The following is a 19773-nucleotide window of genomic DNA, read 5'->3' on the forward strand; positions in this document are numbered from 1 at the left end:
CTGCTACTTCTTGATAAGGCCCTTTTCGATAAGAAACGCTTTGGCCACTTCCTTTTCGTCTTTGCCTTCCACTTCCACCTGATAGTTCATATTACGCATTTCGTCATCGGAAATCTGTCCGGTAAGCTTTTCCAGCGTATCTGCAAGACCGGGATATTTTTCAAGGGTATCCGTCCGAACGACGGTTCCTGCATAATAGGTGGCAAACAGGCTCTTGTCGTCCTGCAGCAGCTTCACATCGGCCGCCGCCAGCTGGGCATCGGTGGTAAAGGCATTGGTCACATCAATCTCTTTATTTGCCATCGCCTGATATTTCAGGGCGATATCTACATCCACCGTCCCCTTAAAATTCATTCCGTAAGCTTCACAGATCATGGGATATCCGTCTTCTCTCTCCATATAGTCCGGATTTCCTCCGAAAATCAGATTTTCAGATGCCGCAGCCAGGTCACTGAAGGTCTCAAGGCCATAGGTATCCGCCGCTTCCGTTCTTACAGCAAGCACATAGGAATTCTGAAAGCCGTACAATCCGCTCCAGGTAAGCCCCATATCATTATATTCCTTCTGCAGGTTCTCATATAACACATCGGAGTCATCTTCTTTCTCATGTTTCAGCACCGTCATCCAGGACGTTCCCGTATATTCGGGATACAAATCAAAATCACCCTTCAGAAGCGCCGGCTGGATATTTGTGGTTCCGCCGCCGATTCCCTTTGTGATTTCCACGGGAACCCCGAGATCATTTTCTATGAGCTGACCCAGAATCTCCGTGAGGACATATTGTTCCGTCATGGGCTTCGACGCGATTTTAATAGGTTCCTTTTCTTTTCCACAGCCGGCCAGAGTACCTATAGCAAGAGCTGCTGTTAAAAATAATGCCAATTTCCTTTTCATGTTTTTTGTCTCCCTTCCTGCTTCGGTTAATAAAGTTCCATACTTACTCATTATCTGTCGGATATCAGCTTTTTCACGAAATCTGTAGCCGGGTTCGCCCTGATTTCTTCCGGCGTCCCATCCTGGATTATCTTCCCCTCATCCATAACAACAATACGGGTGCCAAGACGCAGCGCCTCATCAATATCATGAGTAACAAACACAATTGTTTCCTTTTGCTGGCGGTGTATCCTGCCTATTTCCTCCTGAAGCCTGCGGCGGGTAATCTCATCCACGGCGCCGAAAGGCTCGTCCATCAGCATGATCTCAGGAGAATTCATCAATGCCCTCGCGATTCCGACACGCTGCTTCTGACCGCCCGACAACTCGTCGGGATATCTTCTGCGCACCTCTTCCGGCAGCTCCACCAGAGCGAGCAGCTGGCTCACTCTTTCCCGTACAGCCTTTTTATCCCGTTTTCCGTATAAATCGGCTACATAGGAAATATTTTTTTCTATAGTCAGGTGCGGAAAAAGTCCTGTTTCCTGCACGACATAGCCAAGTTTTCTGCGCAGGGCGGTGAGATCCGTATCCGCCAGATCCTTCCCGTTCACCACCACCCGGCCCGCGTCAGGCTTCAGCAGCCCGTTCATCAGCTTCAGAGCCGTGGTTTTCCCGCAGCCGGAGGTACCGATCAGCATTACGAATTCCCCCTGCCCGATATCCAGGCTGAAATGCTCCAGTACCCCCTTGCTCCCATAGGAAGCAGTTATATCTGTCAGTGAAATAATACTCATGCCTGCCGCTCCCTTCTGTCTCTCGCTCCTTCACTCCAGGGAATCTTCTTCTCCAGCAGATAAATCAGCCTGTCGGAAATCAACGCCACTAAAGCTATAAGGATACTTCCTGCATAGGTCATGGCCGCATTATTGGTGGTTATCCCTCTGTAAATGGCAACACCCAGACCTCCTGCCCCGATATAGGAAGCAATTCCGCTTAAGGAAATCGTCATCACCACCATACTTCTCACACCCGCCAGAATTACCGGCAGAGCCAAAGGCAGCTTCACCCGGAACAGGATCTGCATTCTGGTGCTGCCCATCCCGGACGCGACTTCCGTCAAAAAGGGCTGGATCGTATTTATTCCCGTATAGGTATTGCGCACAATGGGCAGAAGCCCATAAATACTCAATGCAATAATTGCCGTCTTATTGCCGATTCCCGTAAAAGGGATCAGAAATCCCAGCATGGAAATAGACGGTATGGTATAAAGTACGTTTATAATATTCATAATGATCTGCGCAGGCTTCCGGAATTCACTGATGAGCACCCCGATAACCAGTCCCAGAAAAAGGGATATTGCCACAGAAATGCCTGCAATACGTATATGCTGCAGAATCAGTTCTCCAAAAAAGGAACTCCGTTCCGCGTAAAGTCTGAAAATTTCCTGTATCATACAATTCTGTCTCCAATCGTATCTATTATACCCTCATTAATTACATTTGGCAAAGGTAAAATGGAACCGTATAAAATGGAACCGCCGTCCGGTATTCCGAACGGCGGCTGCTCTTATTCCGCTTTCAATTCAAACTGTACTGCCCTGTATTCTCCCGAAACAGAAGGAATACAGATACCGGCATTCATCAATGCGCTGCCGCTTAAGCTTCTTCCATCCTCCATACGGTATCCCGCATCAGGATCCAGCCCTTTCAGCTTCATGAAGAGAGGTTTGTTATTGGCACGCGTGTGTGTTACCACAAGATTTACCAGAACCTGCTTTTTATCCTCCGATACGAAAGCCCATGCCACAAATTCCTTCCCGTCCCCGGGAGCGTTCAGCCTGTAATAATCTCCCCGGTGGATGAGTTCGTAATTCTTCTTATAGTCGGAAACCTGCTTCCTGACTTCTTCTTTTTCTTCCTGAGGAAGGGTATTCAGATCCAGCTCATAGCCAAAGCTTCCTGCCATCGCTACCACACCTCTGGTATGGAAAGGAGTGATTCTTCCTGTTTGGTGGTTGGGACAGGCCGACACATGGGAGCCCACAGCCCCAATCGGATACAGAAAAGAGGTTCCATACTGAATCTCCAGCCTTTCCACGGCATCCGTATCATCGCTGCACCAGATCTGAGGGGAATAATAAAGCATGGCAGCGTCAAATCTTCCGCCTCCTCCGCTGCAGCCCTCTATCATGAGATCCGGGAATGCCGCGGTCAGCCTTTCCAGAAGCTCATATACACCCAGCATACAGCGGTGATATACTTCTCCCTGTCTCTCTGCCGGAAGCGAAGCGCTGTATATATCGCACATACTGCGGTTCATATCCCACTTCACATAATCGATTTTGGCATTGCTGAGGATATCGGACATCCGTTCAAACAGATAATCCCTCACCTCCCGGCGGGACATGTCCAGAACAAGCTGGAATCTGCTCCGGTTGGGCTTTCTTCCCGGAATCTGAAGCGCCCAGTCAGGATGCGCCCTGTACAGATCGCTGTCCTCAGAAATCATTTCCGGTTCAAACCAAAGCCCGAATTTCATTCCCATGGCGTTGATTTTTTCAGACAGGCTGGAAAGATTGCCCGGCAGCTTGTCAAGATTTACAAACCAGTCGCCCAGACCGGAACAGTCGCCATCACGCTTTCCGAACCAGCCGTCATCCAGCACCAGCATCTCAATTCCCAGTTCTGCCGCCTGACCGGCTATCTTCAGGATTTTTTCTTCATTGAAATCAAAGTATGTGGCCTCCCAGTTGTTAATCAGGATCGGCCTTCTTACATATTTATATTTTCCTCTGCAGATATGCTCACTGATAATCCTGTGGAAATTATGAGACAGAGCAGTAAACCCCCTGTCGGAATAGCTCATAATCACCTGAGGTGTCTCAAATACCTCCCCCGGTGCGAGACGGAAACAGAAGGATTCCGGATGGATTCCCATAAATACACGGCTCTGCCCCATCTGATCCACTTCAGCGCCTGCGATGAAGTTGCTGCTGTATACAAAGGTCATTCCATAACAATCACCCGCATCTTCCGTTGTCTGCGGAGTGCACAGAATCAGGGAAGGGTTGTGATGATGGCTGGAGGTTCCTCTCTTGCTTCCGATTGATACGGTCCCGTGGCAAAGCGGCGTGCGCTCAACCTGGCGCTCCATGGCATGTCTTCCATGGAAATGGATCATTTCCCATTCTCCAAAAGGCATGTCCAGGCATACGGAAAGCATCTTCTCCAGAGAAACCATCCCCTCTGTGGAATTCTTCAGCACGGCGGCCCGTGTGATCACATCTTCCTTTTCAAATACGCCATATTTCAACAGCAGCTCCAGGCCGGTATTCTCATCACGCAAAAGGATGGAAAGGGAGCTGCTGATTTCCTCTTCATCATATACCGCAGGCATTCCCGTGATCTTATATGCTCCCTTTGTTATTTCATGGGAAACATAGCGGAAATCCGCAGCCATGGTACCGTCAGGATTCACTGCCTCGATGCAGGAGGTACGATAATCCCCCACTCCCTGTGAAGGAAATTCCTGCGGCTGGATATCCAGGGAAAACGTCCTGTCCCCTTCCGCTTCATAAGGATTTCCCGAAAAGCCCGCATCTGTTCCCCAAAGGAGATAATCCATCGTGCTTCCATCCACCCGCTTCCCATAATACAGATGCTGTAAAATGTTATATCTTCCCACCATCATCTGATAAGTGGTTTCCGCCGTCTGCAGAGTGAATATTTTAGTTGATTCATTAAAGGTAATTGCCATAAACAAGGTCTCCTTCCCATTGTTTTTACTATCTCCATCATATGAAAACCTTAACTTCCTGTCAATCCTTTCTTGTTAGCTTCATCTGTTCTTTTGTTGCTTTTCCGTTCAGAGTAAAAAGCTGTTTTTCCTTTGTCCTGCCTCCTGTATTCAGCACGGTCACTTCCACAGTTATCTCCTCTCCATGAATCAATTCCCATGGCACTTCCACAAAAACCGGTCCTTTCGCCTCATAAGAAGCCCCTTTCCGGATCAAGAGCTTCCGCATATCCCCGTCCCGCAGAGCGAGGGCTGCAGGATTTGGGCCGGGCAGTCCCGAGGCCAGGGCCGCCGCCGTCACACCTGCCAAAAAGCCGACAAATAAGCCTTTTCTTTTTTCCGCTTTTTCCTGTTTTTCAGCCATCCTTCTTCGCAAAGGCCTCCTTTTATTAAAAGTCCATTAAAAAAATCAAGGGAATTGTCCATACCATCCCGGACAAGGAATTCATAGAAATGAAGATTTCAGAATTGATAAAAATTATTATAGCACAGTCTTTTCCCTGACGGAAGGCCGGTAATTATAAACTTTTTATGAAAAGCTGTCAAAAACCGCAGGACAGCAGCTGTCTCTTACAGCCCGCCATCCTGCGGTTCCACTTTTTTACATCCGGCGGCTCTTCCGCCCTTTATTCTCTTATGAGAAGGCAGCTGCTCTTCCCTTCTGAGCTACGGCTATGTATGTCTTTCCTTCATTCAGCTGGATTTCATTTCCTGCATCGTCAAAATATCTGGTAGGGCCGTAATCGGTCGTTTTCTGCCAGGTGATGTGGATGCATTTGCCCTTTGTAAAATAATACCCGTCTTCTGTGGTATCAAAGTTATAAAAAGCAAGATATCCCTTTGCATCCAGGGTCATCCATTTCGTATTCTGTACAATAACATTTGCAAAGGCTAACTGCTGGCCGTTTGCCGCATCCTTATGCGCTTTCCCGTGGATAGTCTTATAATACAGTCCATCTGCCGCATTGTAGGTAAATCCGGTCTTGGTGTAAGGGAATACATTGGACAGATTTATCTGGTTAGCTGTCTGGGCGCCTGCTCCGTACTGGGCCAGAGTATTCACGCCTGCTGAGAAATTAAAATGCTTGGGGCTGTAAAACTCCGGACGCAGAGCAAGGGAATATCCCAGCTGACTGCAGGCATTGGTAATACCGCTTCCGCTGATATAAGCATTGTGAGGAGCTTTCCTGTCGCTGCTTCTGAAAAAAGCATTCGCTCCGGGTGCGCTTCCTCCGGTACCGTATTCAAATGTTCCCGAAAGGTTGTTGATATCCGGCATGCTGATCCGATCAGCCATATACCACACACCGCCGTAATGAACCAGGATAGGATCCCATTCTGTGGCAATGGGAATATAATAAGCACGGCAGCTTCTTATATTTCCGATGCGGGAAAGCCCCTGCCAGTCATCAATGACGGCAAGCTGACGGGAAATATCCCCTTCCTCCATGATTTCATACAGTACCTTGGCATGGCTGATACCGTAGGACGGCTGAGCCGCTTTATCGGTAGGCATCATTATGGCAATAGGCCGGGAAGCCGCCTGGGCAGCCGGAACCCATTCATTCGTATATACGCTTCTCACATAACCGGCAGGTCCTTCCTCCGCATGTAACTCCGCCGCCGGTGCAGCTGCTGTCATACAGAGCACTGCAGCCAGAACTGCCGATAACGCTTTCCACTTTTTTTTCTTATTTTTTTGTACATGTGGAAATACTGACTTCCATTTCATATTTTCTTTACCTCCCCTTAATGGTTTGAAGCCTGTCCTTCAAAACAGGTCTGATCTAATAGTACTCATTTCTCTCCGCTTCGTCAACTTTCCGAATGAATTTATGGTAAATTTTCGAAAATATTAAGATTTCGTATAAGATTCCATTAGACTTCTTTACAAAAAAATCCGCCTGAAGGCATCAGCTTTTTCCCTTGCCATGGAAAAGCCTGTGTCTTCAGGCAGATTCCTGCCTTTTCCGGCCGTCTGACTTATCGGAACAGCCGGGATATATCGTTAAACATAACAAAGACCATCAGGACCATTAATACCACAAAGCCCGCGAAATGAACCATTCCTTCCTTATCCGGAGGCACAGGTTTTCCCCGTATTGCCTCAATGATAAGGAATACAAGACGTCCGCCGTCCAGCGCAGGCAGCGGAAGGAGGTTCATAACCCCCAGGTTCACACTGAGCAGCAGGGCGATATTAATCATATTCAGGATTACCATCCAAATACCGTACGGCTCCGCCTGTTCCTTCACCTCGCCGATCACCTGGGCCACACCGATAGGGCCTGAAATATCATCCTTGCTGGCTTTGCCCTGTATCAGCATTCCGAGACTCTTAATAGTCGCCCTCAGGCTGTATCGGACCTCATAATAGCTGTATTTGAAGATTCCCGCATTCCTGCAGTCCACATAATCCCCATAGCCGTTAAAGCCCAGCAGGTAGCGCTCTTCCTCTTCGTCATATTTGGGGACTAGGGTTACGGTATGCTTTTCTCCGTCCCGAAGGAATTCCACTTTCATCGTTTCTCCCGCGCCCACATAGATGTTCAGCCAGATTTCCCGGGCCACATAAATCCGTTCCCCGTTCATCCTGGTGATCACATCCCCCGGCTGCATCCCCGCTTCCTGTGCCGGATAGCCGTCGATCAGGCCATTGATAACCGGCCTGTCACTTCCTGCATATCCCACCACAATCATGGCCAGGATATAAGCCAGGATAAAGTTAAAAAAGGGACCGGCAAAAACAGTGGAAATCCTGGCCCAGACGCTGGCGTTGGGAAAAGCCCCCTCCGACGGAGTTCCATTGTCATTATCAAGCCCGTCTTCCCCTTCAAACATACATGCGCCGCCTATGGGCAGAAGACGCAGTGAATATTCTGTTCCCCCTTTTTTAAAACGGAGCAGCTTGGGCCCCATACCCACGCTGAACTCCACAACCGTAATGCCGTTGGCTTTTGCCAGAAGAAAATGTCCCAGCTCATGCCCTACGACGATCACTCCGAATACCAGGACAAATAACACGATAGTCAATTGCTTCCATTCTCCTTTATATGTTCGATATATTCATAAGTTTCTGCCTCTGTCTGCAGAATCTCATTGACATTAGGATTCTCAATTACACGGTGATGATTCATACATTTTTCAATCAGCTCCGGTATTTCCAGAAATCCGATTGCATGATCCAGGAACATAGACACCGCTTTCTCGTTGGCCGCATTGAACACGGTCGGCATGCTGCCTCCCAGCTTTGCCGCCCTCAATCCCAGATCCAGCCCGGAAAAGGTATCCCTGTCCGGCCGCTCAAAGTTTATCTGCCCCAATTTGAAAAAGTCAACTCTTTCACCGGCCATGGGCCTTCTTTCAGGATAAAAAAGAGCATACTGAATGGGCAGCTTCATATCCGGCATTCCCAGCTGGGCAATCACCGCGCCATCCTTATATTCCACCATGGAATGAATGATGCTCTGAGGATGCACCAGCACTTCAATATTGTCCAGATCCACATCAAAAAGCCATCCGGCCTCCATAACCTCCAGGGCCTTATTCACAAGGCTGGCAGAATCCACGGTAATCTTTCTCCCCATGGACCAGTTGGGATGCTTCAGGGCATCCTCAGCCCGCATTCCTGCCAGTTCCTCTCTTTTCTTTCCCCGGAAAGGGCCGCCTGATGCGGTGAGCCAGATTTTGGAAACACCGGAATGATCTTCCCCGTTCATGGACTGGAAAATGGCGCTGTGCTCACTGTCCACAGGCAGAATGGGCACGCCGTGCTTTTTCGCCAGGGGCATTATGAGATGCCCCGCCGTTACCAGCGTTTCCTTGTTAGCCAGGGCAATTGTTTTTCCGCTTTCAATAGCAGCTATGGTAGGGCGGATTCCAATCATCCCCACCACAGCCGTCACCAGTATTTCATAGCCTTCCATCTCCGCCAGTTCCAAAAGGCCATCCATCCCATGCAGGATCCTGACGGGAAGATCCGCCACACGTACCTTCAGTTCCCCGGCCGCCGCTTCGCTCCACATAACAGCCAGCTTCGGCATAAATTCCCTGATCTGCTTTTCCATCAGAGCAGCATTGCTGCCGGCAGCCAGCCCCGCCACCTGTAAATCCGGATTTTCCCGGACGATTTCCAGTGTCTGGGTTCCGATGGATCCTGTTGAACCAAGAATTGCTATTTTTTTCATCCGTATGCTCCTTTTAGTCAAATCGTATCAAAAGTATGGCAAGATAATAAATGATAGGCGCCGTAAACAGAACGCTGTCAAAACGGTCCATAATTCCGCCGTGTCCGGGAATCAGCTTTCCATAATCCTTGATATTGTGGTTTCTTTTGATTCCTGAAGCCGCCAGATCCCCCACCTGGGAAATCACAGCGCCCGCCGCACAGATTACAGCCGCTATCCAGGTTATATTCTGATCCGCAAACACCCTTTCCAGAACCAGCCATCCGAAAAGAGCGCCCACCAGACCGGCGCCCACAACGCCTCCGACAGCGCCTTCTATCGATTTCTTCGGGCTCAGTACCGGCGCCAGCTTATGCTTTCCGATTGCCATTCCCGAAAGATAGGCACAGGTATCGCAGATCCAGGAGCTGATGAAAATCATCCAAACCATATAGATGCCGTTGGGAAGATTTCTTGTGAGGAAAATAAACGTAAACAAAACCGGGGCATAAAAGGCACAGAAAAATGTGGTCATGACCTGCTCCGCCCTGAATTTAGGGAAGGAAAGCACATAAACAAACATCAGCCCCAGAAAAATCACAGCGAGCATTCCCATCCAGTAGACAGGATCCTTTATGCCATATACTACCAGGTAGTACAGGATTATTCCCCCATACCCCACTCCCTCCAGGGCATTGTTCTTTTGTCCCGCATCAATAACCCCACAGGCCTTTGTCAGTTCCCGGAATGCAATTAAAGACAGTATCAGCATTCCCAGAGCAAGAATTCCTCCCCCGGTCAGGAGCAGGAAAAGCGCCAGAACCACAAGCACGACACTGCTCATCAATCTTTTACCAAACATATTCATCCTCCATAATTGAATACAGGACAGTCCTTTTGTCTCATTCGTCTTTTACCAGCCCGTATCTTCTGTCTCTATGATTATATGCTTCGACAGCTTTGACCAATTCTTCTTTTGTAAAATCCGGCCACGGAACAGGTGAAATATAAAATTCCGTATAAGCCAGCTGCCACAGCAGGAAATTGGAAAGCCGCTGCTCACTGCAGGTACGGATGAGCAGATCCGGATCCGGAATTCCCGCCGTATCCAGGGCATTGCTGATATCATCTTCCGTTATGGAATCCGGATCCAGCTGTCCCTGCACCGCTTTGGCAGCCAGACGCCCAAAGGCTCTGCGCAGCTCATCCCGGCCGCCGTAATTTAAGGCGATCTGGAAATGAAGTCCGGTATTATCCTTCGTAGCCTCCTCAAGCTGGTCAATCCGTGTACGGATATCTTCGTCAAGACCGCTCTTGTCACCGATAACCCGCACGCACATATTATTCTTTGCAGCTGTTTTTAAACAGGTTTTCATATAATTACGCAGAAGCTTCATCAAAGCATCCACTTCATCTGCAGGACGTTTCCAGTTCTCCGTGGAAAATGCATACACGGTAAGGTACTGGATTCCCATGCGGTATGCTTCCTCACAGATAACCTCCACCGTTTTGGCTCCCTGTACATGCCCGTAGTTCCTGGGCATGCCCTTTGCTTTTGCCCACCTGCCGTTCCCATCCAATATAATTGCAACATGATTCGGTACGTTCATATTCCTATTCTCCTGTCCGCAGCTTCTATATTATCCGCAGGCAAAAATACAGTACTCCGTCTTCACCTGCACGCTTTTCCCGAAACCGGGAAAAAGGGACAAGCACAAAGTAACGCCTGCCCCCTCTTTATTCTCATAATTATTAACCTGTGCTTTATTATTTACTCAATAAAATTTACACAGTAAGAATTTCCTTGGATTTTTCTTCAACCAGCTTATCGATGTCTTTTACATATTTGTCAGTAAGCTTCTGAAGGGAACTCTCCAGTTCCTTGATTTCGTCCTCGGAAACGTCTTCTTTAGCCAGCTTCTTAAAGTAGTCGTTACCATCCCTGCGGATATTGCGGACAGCGACCTTACCTTCTTCGCCTTTCTTCTTCACTTCCTTAACCAGTTCTTTTCTGCGTTCCTCTGTGAGCTCCGGAATCACCAGACGGATAACATTGCCGTCGTTAGAAGGCGTGATTCCCACATCGGAAGCCATAATAGCCTTCTCAATTTCCTTAATCAGGGACTTTTCCCAGGGAGAGATCTGAATCATTCTGGGTTCAGGAACCGTAATATTTCCCACCTGCTGAATAGGTGTGGGTGTTCCGTAATAATTTACTTTAAGCTTGTCCAGGATGTGGGGATTCGCACGTCCCGCACGGATAGTGGCAAAATCTGCAGCCAGAAAATCGTAAGCCTTTGTCATTTTGGTATCGAACTGCTGTAATTTTTCGTTCATCGAATTTTCCTCCCTGATTCTTATTTAAACGGTAACCTTGGTTCCGTTAAATTTTCCGTTTACAGTATTCACAATACTGTTTTCTTCGTTGAGTCCGAAAACCCACATGGGCATTTTATTATCCCTGGCAAGTATGGAAGCGGTCATATCCACTACCTGAAGATTCTTCTCAATCACTTCATCTATGCTGACTTCCGTGTATTTCTCTGCCTTCGGGTTCGTCCTCGGGTCATCATTGTATACTCCGTCGATAGCCTTGGCCAGCAGAATCACCTCTGCTTCCACCTCTATCGCCCTGAGCACTACGCCGGTATCCGTAGAGAAATACGGATGGCCCGTGCCTCCTGCAAAAAAGACCACCATTCCCTTTTCAAAGTACTTGTTAGCCCTGTCCTTGGAAAAAAGCTTGGTAAATGTACCGCATTCGAACGGTGTGAGCACCGCCGTCTGCATCCCCTCCGCCCTGCATATCTCAGATACATAGATGCAGTTCATTATGGTTGCCAGCATGCCTATCTGATCCGCCTTCGTCCGGTCTATGTTCTCACTGGTGCGTCCTCTCCAGAAATTACCGCCTCCGATAACCACGCCTACCTGTATGTTATCCTCCGTCAGCTGTTTTATCTGAAGGGCCACCTTTCTCACAGTGCCTTCATCAAAACCGGTCTTCTTTTCTCCCGCAAGGGCTTCACCGCTTAATTTAAGTAAAATTCTTTTCATTATTAACCTCTCATTCTGCCCGGAGCTCATTGCAGTTCTTTCGCTTTTTGTTCAAATTCCTTCCTCGCCATACGGAAACAATCCATCAGCTTGGGGTTAAACTGCCCGCATTCCCCATCGAGTATCATCTGATAGGCAACATCGTAAGAAAATGCCGGCTTGTATACACGATCGCTCACCAGGGCGTCATATACATCCGCTATCGAAACCACCTGGGCCGCAAGCGGTATTTCATCCTCCTTAAGTCCCTGAGGATACCCTTTGCCGTCCCATTTTTCATGATGGCTCAAAGCAATATTATAGCAGTATTCCTTGAATATCATGTTATCCGTCACAAAGATTTCCCTGATAATTTCCGCCCCCTTGGAGGTATGGGTCTTCATCAGTTCAAATTCTTCCCGGGTCAGCTTCCCCGGCTTTAGCAGAATAGAATCCGGTACCGTTATCTTCCCCACATCATGCATGGTGGATGCATGGGAAATAATATCGGCCATATCCTCTGTCACCCCGTATTCCGGATAGTATTTAATCACATATTTCAAAAGTATGGCTGTGAAGGAACGGACTCTGTAAATATGGTTCCCGGACTCCATGCTCCGGAACTCCACGATGGTTCCCAACGTATCGATGATATGGTAATTCATCTCCGTCAGTTCCCTGTTCTTTTCCTTGATTTCCTCCGTCTGCTTCTCCACCATCGCTTCCAGGTTATTCTTATGATGGTACAGATCTACCAGATTGCTCACGCGCCTTCTTACAATGGGTACTTCAAAAGGTTTGGATACAATATCGGACACTCCCAGATCATATCCTCTTTTCCTGGATTCACTGGAGGTGTCACTGGTAATCAGTATCACCGGAACAGACATCATGAGATGCTGTTCATGCATATAATCCAGAACTCCGAAACCGTCCATCTCCGGCATGACAATATCCAGCAATATTGCGGCAAGCTTACCACGGTTGCTGTTTATATATTCTACTGCCTCCCTGCCATTTTCCGCCAGGATTACCTCATAATCCTCTTCGAAGATACCTTTAAGTATCTCCCGGTTCATCTCCATGTCATCAACAACAAGTATCCTATCTTTCACGTCTCTATACCTTTCCCACAGACGCCCCTCTACCCTAGAGCCGACTAATCTTCTGTATCAGCATTTTATAAATATCTTCAGCATCCCTCATTGACTCTTCCAGATGATCAAGATTCTTGTTTCTCAGCTGTTCCGTCAATACAGAAATCGTCTGGTAGAAAGACTCCAGTCCCAGGTTTCCGGAAAGACCTTTTAATGTATGAGCATTCTTGAAAGCCTCCTCATACTGTCCGCCTGCAATATTTTCCTTCATCTGTGCGAAATTGGGATCTTCCGGAAAACGCTTCAGGAACTTCAGATACAGACCTTCATTGTTCATGAAGCGCTCCATAGTTCTGTCCAAATCCACACCAGCCTCAAGGAGCAGTTTTTTATTTTCTTCGTTCATGTTTTCCCCTTTAATTCAAGCCTTTCCAAGCAGACTTTCCTATAATTTCACGATAAACAAATTATAGCATTCTTTCCGGGTATTATGCAATCTATTTTTTCCATGTATAGGGTACGAACAGGAGCAGCATCGGGAATATTTCCAACCGCCCTGCGAGCATGTCAAACATCAGCACATATTTGGAAAACCCTGAGAAAAAGGCGAAATTCCCGCTTGGCCCCACCAATGACAGCCCGGGGCCGATGTTGTTCAGCGCCGATATTACCGCCGTAACATTGGTAGTGAAATCAAAGTTGTCGATGGAAAGGAGAAGTATGGATAACGCCAGAATTCCCGCATAGGAAATCAGGAAAATATTCGCCGCTCTCACCACCGGATGATCCAGCTTCTTTCCATCAATCAAAACCACCTTTACACTTCTCGGATGTATCAGGATAGCCAGCTCTTTCTTAATCGTTTTCATATACATCAGTATTCTGGAGACCTTAATTCCTCCGCCGGTACTGCCCGCGCAGGCCCCTACAAACATCAGGAAAACCAGCAGTGTCCTGGAAAACTCCGGCCATTTGTCAAAATCTGCCGTAGCAAACCCGGTGGTTGTCATGATTGACGCCACCTGAAAAGCCGCATGTCTCAGACTGTCCCCCACATTACCGATCTGAGAAAGGATATTAATGGTAATCAAAAGAGTGGCGGCCGCAAAAATTCCAAAGTAAAGCTTCACTTCTTCCATGCAGAAGGCATCCTTCAGCTTTCTTGCTATAATCAGATAATAAAAAGCAAAGTTCGTGCCGAACAGCATCATGAAAATGGTAACCACCACCTGCACATAAGGACTGTAACCCGCTATGCTGTCCGAACGGATGCCGAAACCGCCGGTACCGGCCGTACCAAATGCCGTACATACCGCATCGAACAGGGGCAGCCTGCCCAGCAGAAGCAGTATGATCTCCAGCACCGTAAGCATTACATAAATCCCATACAGGAAAAATGCAGTGGTTCTTATCCTGGGTACCAGCTTGCTCACAGAAGGCCCCGGGCTTTCCGCACGCATCAGATGCATGGTCTGACCGCTGGTCATGGGCATAATCTGCAGCACGAATACCAGAACCCCCATTCCTCCAATCCAGTGGGAAAAGCTTCTCCAGATCAGAATGCCGTTGGAAAGATCCTCCACCCGGGGCAGAATACTCGCTCCGGTAGTGGTAAAACCGGATATAATCTCGAACAGGGAATCGGTAAAGCTGGGGATTTCTCCTGTAAAATAAAAAGGCAGCGCTCCCACCAGGCTCATGACAATCCAGCCCAATGCAACCCCTACATATCCTTCTCTCGCATAAAACTGAAAGTTTTCAGGCCTTTTGAAGGAAAGTGCTGTCCCGAGGACAAGGGACAGCAGCGCACATGCCAGAAAAACCGGCCATGTCCTTTCCCTGTAAAGAAGAGACACTGCCAGCGGAAGGGCCAGAAAAACCCCTTCCACCTTAAGAATCCAGCCAAGTATATAAGTTATACATTTGTAATTCATGGTACTTATGCTCCTTCTAGGCAAGTATATCTTCTATATCATCCAATCCTTTGTGAGTGGTGACTACAATAACCGTATCTCCTGCTTTTATGGAATCCTGTCCGGTGGGCAGAATAAGCTTCCCCCGTCTGACAATGTTGCACAGAAGCAGATTGCTTTTCAGCTTCAAATCGGAAAGAGGGACATTGAGAACCTTGGAATCCTTTTTTACGAAAAATTCCAGCGCCTCCACCTTATTGTCTATCAGCTTGTATACCGCTTCCACCGCACTTCCCATGGAATTCTGCATACCGCGGACATACTTGATAATGTGCTCTGCCGTAAGGTACTTGGGGCTGATAACGCTTCCTATATCAAAATTATCTATAATACCGCCGTAATTGATCTTATTTATTTTGGTGATAACCTTAGCCTTGGACACCTTTCCCACATAGCAGGAAAGCATCACATTCTCCTCATCCAGGCCTGTCAGTGATATAAACGCATCCGAACTCTCAATTCCTTCCTCACGGAGAAGATCCGTACCGGAAGCATCCCCGTATATGATCATCGCCTTAGGGAGAAGTTCACTGAGTTCATCGCATCTGGCACGGTTATTTTCTATTATTTTCACCTGTATTTTGGACTCCAGGAGCATTCTGGCGAGATAATAGGCAAGCGTCCCTCCTCCCGCTATCATCACATCCCTGATCATTTTGCTCTCTATTCCAATACTGGAAAACAGCGCCTTCATTTTGTCCGGAGGCACGATGACAGAAATATAATCCCCCTCATGGAGAATGGTATTTCCATCCGGAATAATAACCTCATGGCTTCCGTCCTTCTCCACCACGCAAATCAGCATGTTGAATCCGAAACGCTTCGTCGCTTCACTGATTTTGCGTTCCGACCAGGAGGAACCATCTGGGATCCGGAATCTGACCAGATCCACCTTTCCCTTGGCAAAGGCATCCACATCCATAGCGGAAGGGATCCGTATCAGCCTGGCTATATCAGAAGCTGCCGCGAGCTCCGGATTAATGGCCAGAGAAAGGCCCAGTTCTTCCTTAATAAACCCTATTTCGGCATAATAGCCAGGGTCACGCACCCTGGCAATTGTCTGACAGTGTCCCGCCTTTCTTGCAATCAGGCAGCACAATAGATTCACTTCATCTTTCCCCGTAACCGCGATCAGGAGGTCCGCTTCTTTTACTCCCGCCTCCACCTGAACACGATAGCTGGTGGCATTACCCTGGATGCACATAACATCCAGCACATTGCCCACCAGCCCTGCTTTCTCCTCATTCGTGTCAATAATGGTCAGTTCATGACCTTCTTCATTCAGCTGTTCGGCCAGGGCATATCCCACTTTGCCGCAACCGGCAATTATGATTTTCATTTGTGTTTCCTCAGTGCACGCAGCACTTTACCTTAATTTTCTTCTTTTTTTGCTCCATGTGGCATACGCCGCTTAATCTGTCTGATATCTATACGCGTCCTAACGCGGAAAGATAATACTTGTACAGAGTTTTGCTCGTCCCCTTGCTGTAATGGAGTCCGTCCGTCAAAGTATAACCCGTCCCCTGAAGATAGGAAAAGCTGTCTATCCAATGGATCTGAGTGCTGAGACGGGCCTGCAGCTTCTTATTAAAAGTGTTCACCATGGATTTGGTTATATACTGCCCATTTTCCACAGGATTAACAGACGCATAATAAACAGTTGCACCCTTTTGTGTCCACTCCGCCGCTTTTTTGTTAACCAGTTCCGCGTAAGCATTCACATTGGCCACATCATTCACGCCCAGATTTATGAGGATCTTCGTGCCTCTGCCCACAACTGCGTCAATCTGGGGCACCGCTTCCGATGCAAACCATTTATAGCCCTGGGAAGATTTGGCAATCCATACATAATCGCTTCCGCCTACCGCATTGTGCATCTGCACAAACCTGGAGTCACCTACGAATATAATTTCCGGTCCTTCCGCAAGTTCTTCCTCTGCTGTCATTAAATCCGCAAATGCCTGCAGCTGGGTATCTGTCTGGGCAATCTGTTCAAGCTGTACCTGCTCAAGCGTCTGAAGCTGGCCTAAAAGCTGGAGCTGCGCCGCATCGATAACAGCGGTCTCCTGCAGTTGAGTAAGTGTCCGGATCTGTGTCTGAACCTGCTCAAGCTGGGTCTGCTGAATATCCCGGATGCTCTGAAGCTGTAAAACAAAGCTTTCCGAATCCTCTTCCGGAACGGTTGTCAGAGTAACAGCCGCCGTATCCTGTGGCTGCTCTGTGCCCGGTGTTTCTTCCTGCACTGCCGCAAGGGCTGTCTGTGTACCTTCTCCGGCTTCAGCCGTCTTATCTGCCCGTATTGTCATAGACGGTACTGTCAGCGCACACACCGCCGCGAAAGCAAGCGCTGTATGAAACAGCCTCCTATTCACTCTTTTCGTCATCTTTAAGTCCTTTCTGCGAAAACAAGTCTTCATCAACCAAGCAACCCTATTATACGTTGACTTTCGTGAAAAGGCAATCCTTTCCTGCGATAATTGACAGAAAAGCGGCTGCAAAAACGGAAAGAAATTTACACAAAATGCGCTTTTCTTTCCGTTTCTTTACATAGCTTTTACTTTTTACTTAACTTTTTATCTGTTTGTTTTGATGAAAACCTGCATTTCACCTTCGCCTCTGTTGGCCCATGCATAATAAGGAATCCACTGCAGAAGCACATCTTCATATACCGGCTTTTTGTATTCCCGATACAGTTCTCCGTCTTCCTCCGCCTGCGGCACCAGTTTTTTCCCTTTCGTGGTTATCGTTACCATACGCTGTCCTATTTTTTCTTCCTGTACAGCCTGAGGTTCGGGATCCTCCGCAAGAGAATACAGCTGAAGGTTTTTGCCGTTATCTGCTTCTTCCATGCAGTAAACGATGGGGCCTCTTGTAACGGCTGCTTTGCCGATATCTTCTCTTACCCTGGCATCCGCCTGCATCAGACGCACTTCCATGGGGAAGTCAAGCTCCAGCTTTTCTCCGCCATTCCACACTCTGTCGATAATGAGGTAGCCATCCTTTACCTGTCTGGTTTCCCCGTCTGCGGTCACCGTCTCGCCTTCTTCCAATCCCTTCTGTCCATTCAGCGTATAGGAGGAACACCATCCGGGGATACGGAATGCAAGCCTGCAGGCAACCGGTTCTTCCGCATTGATTTCTGCCATAACCTTTCCGTCCCAGGGGAAATCGGATGAAATACGGATATCCAGCTTTTTGCCGCCGCAGTCTTTTTCCAGGACACTTCCCATGTACAGATGTACATAAAGGGCATCCTCCGCTTCCGTATAGGCGTAAGAGGCGATAGAACTCAGCAGTCTGGCAATATTAGGCGGGCAGCATGCACAGCCAAACCATTTCTGGCGAACCGGCTTCACATGGAATTTACGCTCATCCTTATGGCAGGCCTCAGGCAGGGATTCCAGCGGATTCACATAGAAAAAGCTTTTCCCGTCCAGAGCCATGCCGCTTAAAATACCGTTATACAGCGCCTTTTCCATCACATCCGCATATTTACTGCTGGCCTTGATTTCCAGCATCCTTCTTGCGAAAAATACAAGCCCGATGGACGCGCAGGTTTCTGCATAAGCAGTATCATTGGGTAGATCATAGTTAAAGGAAAAGGCTTCTCCCATATGGGTAGCACCGATACCGCCGGTAATATACATTTTCTTTTGTGTAATATTGTCCCAAAGCTTTTCACAGGCTTCCAATAACGCCTCATCTCCGGTCAGACGGGCCACGTCCGCCATACCGGAATACAGATAGACCGCGCGTACCGCATGTCCGACAGCCTCATCCTGTTCCCTTACCGGAAGATGTGCCTGATTATAGGAATAGCGCTGCTCATCCTCATGTCCTTTTTTCACGGCTTCGGGATGCTCTGTATCATAATAATAGGGTCTGGTTCCTCTCTGATCAACGAAAAACCGGCTCAGATTCAAGTATTTATCCTCACCTGTCACCTCATAAAGGCGGACAAGAGCCATTTCAGCTATTTCATGACCGGGATAGCCTTTTAATTTTCCTTCTTCCTCTCCGAAACGGGAGGCGACAAAGTCCGCATACTTTTCCGCGGCCTTCAGCAGCTTATCCTTACCTGTAGCCTGGTAGTAAGCCACCGCTCCCTCTGTCAGATGACCGAAGCAGTAAAGCTCATGGTTATCACGCAGGTTGGTGAAAATCATGGACTGGTCATTGATGATGTAATAGGTATCCAGATATCCATTGTCCTGCTGTGCGGCACATACGATATCGATGGCTTCGTCAGCCGTTTTTTCAAGCTCCGGATCCGCATGCTGGGTAAGGGAATAGCCCACGGCCTCGATCCATTTGGAAAAATCGCTGTCCTGGAACAGACAGCCGTAAAAACGGTCTTCCAGATGATCCATATCCTCCGGCAGCGGCTGGAAAATCAGGGGCCATTTCACTTCTTTATATGCATCCCCCTGTTTTCTTTTCTCTTCCGTAATTTTGCCTGCAATTTTAAAATTGCGCATGCTGAAGCTTGGCTCCGCATCGGGAAGCCGGTCGTTCAGGGCTTCCCACTGATAGGGGATAACCTCCTTGCGGACCAGTTCCATTTCTTTTTTCCAGAAGGCATCTGTTACCTGTACCTGTCTCAAAGATACCGGTCTGCTCTGCTCTTTCTTATCCATATTTCCTCCATCCTCTCTGTCCGGACGCATTCCTTTGGAGTCTGCTCTTTGGTTCCTCCTGTTCCTGCCCCTGGCTCCGCACCTTCTGCATGGGCCGCCGATCGGCAAGGTTCCTGTGCAGGCACGCTCTCGCTCGGATAAACACGCAGCGGTACTAAGGCTGCAAAGGACGCAGCCTAAGGACCGGCGAGTT

18 protein-coding genes are annotated in these 19773 nt (G+C 48.2%); all 18 read right to left on the reverse strand.

All coding sequences use genetic code 11. From position 1 onward, the window contains the following. Nucleotides 1-3: 3 nt before the first annotated feature. On the reverse strand, nt 4-894 hold the full coding sequence (locus BLA28_RS28620) for a glycine betaine ABC transporter substrate-binding protein (RefSeq protein ID WP_069157314.1): 891 nt from the start codon (nt 892-894) through the stop codon (nt 4-6). A 50-nt stretch (nt 895-944) separates the two neighbouring features. Continuing rightward, the gene (locus BLA28_RS28625) at nt 945-1670 is read right to left on the reverse strand and encodes an ATP-binding cassette domain-containing protein (protein ID WP_069157313.1); all 726 of its coding nucleotides are present in this window, start codon (nt 1668-1670) and stop codon (nt 945-947) included. Next, entirely contained in the window at nt 1667-2329 is a 663-nt protein-coding gene (locus BLA28_RS28630) for an ABC transporter permease (RefSeq protein WP_009253064.1), read from the reverse strand. The genes BLA28_RS28625 and BLA28_RS28630 overlap by 4 nt, the downstream gene beginning before the upstream one ends. Nucleotides 2330-2442: 113 nt before the next feature. After that, nucleotides 2443-4632: an alpha-galactosidase gene (locus tag BLA28_RS28635; RefSeq protein ID WP_069157312.1), complete on the reverse strand. Its 2190-nt coding sequence runs from the start codon at nt 4630-4632 to the stop codon at nt 2443-2445. Between the two features lie 61 nt (nt 4633-4693). After that, nucleotides 4694-5035 carry a hypothetical protein gene (locus BLA28_RS28640; RefSeq protein ID WP_025483795.1) on the reverse strand — a complete coding sequence of 114 codons (342 nt, stop codon included), beginning with the start codon at nt 5033-5035 and terminating at the stop codon, nt 4694-4696. Nucleotides 5036-5305: 270 nt separating this feature from the next. Next, nucleotides 5306-6403, reverse strand: a complete 1098-nt coding sequence (locus BLA28_RS28645) for a DUF3048 domain-containing protein (protein WP_009253067.1) — start codon at nt 6401-6403, stop codon at nt 5306-5308. Between the two features lie 251 nt (nt 6404-6654). Beyond that, nucleotides 6655-7704, reverse strand: a complete 1050-nt coding sequence (gene rseP / locus BLA28_RS28650; protein WP_069157311.1) for an RIP metalloprotease RseP — start codon at nt 7702-7704, stop codon at nt 6655-6657. Beyond that, a complete protein-coding gene (dxr, locus tag BLA28_RS28655) occupies nt 7701-8858 on the reverse strand; it encodes a 1-deoxy-D-xylulose-5-phosphate reductoisomerase (RefSeq protein WP_069157310.1) in 1158 nt (385 codons plus the stop codon). Before dxr ends, rseP begins: the two co-directional genes overlap by 4 nt. Nucleotides 8859-8871: 13 nt before the next feature. Continuing rightward, entirely contained in the window at nt 8872-9699 is an 828-nt protein-coding gene (locus BLA28_RS28660; protein ID WP_069157309.1) for a phosphatidate cytidylyltransferase, read from the reverse strand. A 40-nt stretch (nt 9700-9739) separates the two neighbouring features. Next, nucleotides 9740-10447 (reverse strand): isoprenyl transferase, encoded by a 708-nt coding sequence (locus tag BLA28_RS28665; RefSeq protein ID WP_069157308.1) that lies wholly within the window; start codon nt 10445-10447, stop codon nt 9740-9742. Nucleotides 10448-10622: 175 nt separating this feature from the next. Continuing rightward, nucleotides 10623-11174: a ribosome recycling factor gene (frr, locus tag BLA28_RS28670; RefSeq protein ID WP_009253072.1), complete on the reverse strand. Its 552-nt coding sequence runs from the start codon at nt 11172-11174 to the stop codon at nt 10623-10625. A 24-nt stretch (nt 11175-11198) separates the two neighbouring features. Beyond that, nucleotides 11199-11894, reverse strand: a complete 696-nt coding sequence (gene pyrH / locus BLA28_RS28675; protein ID WP_069157411.1) for a UMP kinase — start codon at nt 11892-11894, stop codon at nt 11199-11201. Nucleotides 11895-11920: 26 nt separating this feature from the next. After that, on the reverse strand, nt 11921-12988 hold the full coding sequence (locus BLA28_RS28680; protein ID WP_009253074.1) for an HD-GYP domain-containing protein: 1068 nt from the start codon (nt 12986-12988) through the stop codon (nt 11921-11923). A gap of 34 nt (nt 12989-13022) precedes the next feature. Then, nucleotides 13023-13376, reverse strand: coding sequence for an Hpt domain-containing protein (locus BLA28_RS28685; protein WP_044967672.1), 354 nt, complete (start codon nt 13374-13376; stop codon nt 13023-13025). A 91-nt stretch (nt 13377-13467) separates the two neighbouring features. Further along, nucleotides 13468-14904 (reverse strand): TrkH family potassium uptake protein, encoded by a 1437-nt coding sequence (locus BLA28_RS28690; protein ID WP_069153217.1) that lies wholly within the window; start codon nt 14902-14904, stop codon nt 13468-13470. Between the two features lie 16 nt (nt 14905-14920). Next, a complete protein-coding gene (gene trkA, locus BLA28_RS28695; RefSeq protein ID WP_009253077.1) occupies nt 14921-16282 on the reverse strand; it encodes a Trk system potassium transporter TrkA in 1362 nt (453 codons plus the stop codon). Nucleotides 16283-16370: 88 nt separating this feature from the next. After that, a complete protein-coding gene (locus BLA28_RS28700; RefSeq protein ID WP_069157307.1) occupies nt 16371-17327 on the reverse strand; it encodes an SGNH/GDSL hydrolase family protein in 957 nt (318 codons plus the stop codon). 189 nt (nt 17328-17516) lie between these two features. Continuing rightward, nucleotides 17517-19580 carry a glycoside hydrolase family 127 protein gene (locus BLA28_RS28705; RefSeq protein WP_069157410.1) on the reverse strand — a complete coding sequence of 688 codons (2064 nt, stop codon included), beginning with the start codon at nt 19578-19580 and terminating at the stop codon, nt 17517-17519. Nucleotides 19581-19773: the final 193 nt, after the last annotated feature.

Origin of the sequence: Eisenbergiella tayi (assembly GCF_001881565.1) — a bacterium.
Classification (GTDB): domain Bacteria; phylum Bacillota; class Clostridia; order Lachnospirales; family Lachnospiraceae; genus Eisenbergiella; species Eisenbergiella tayi.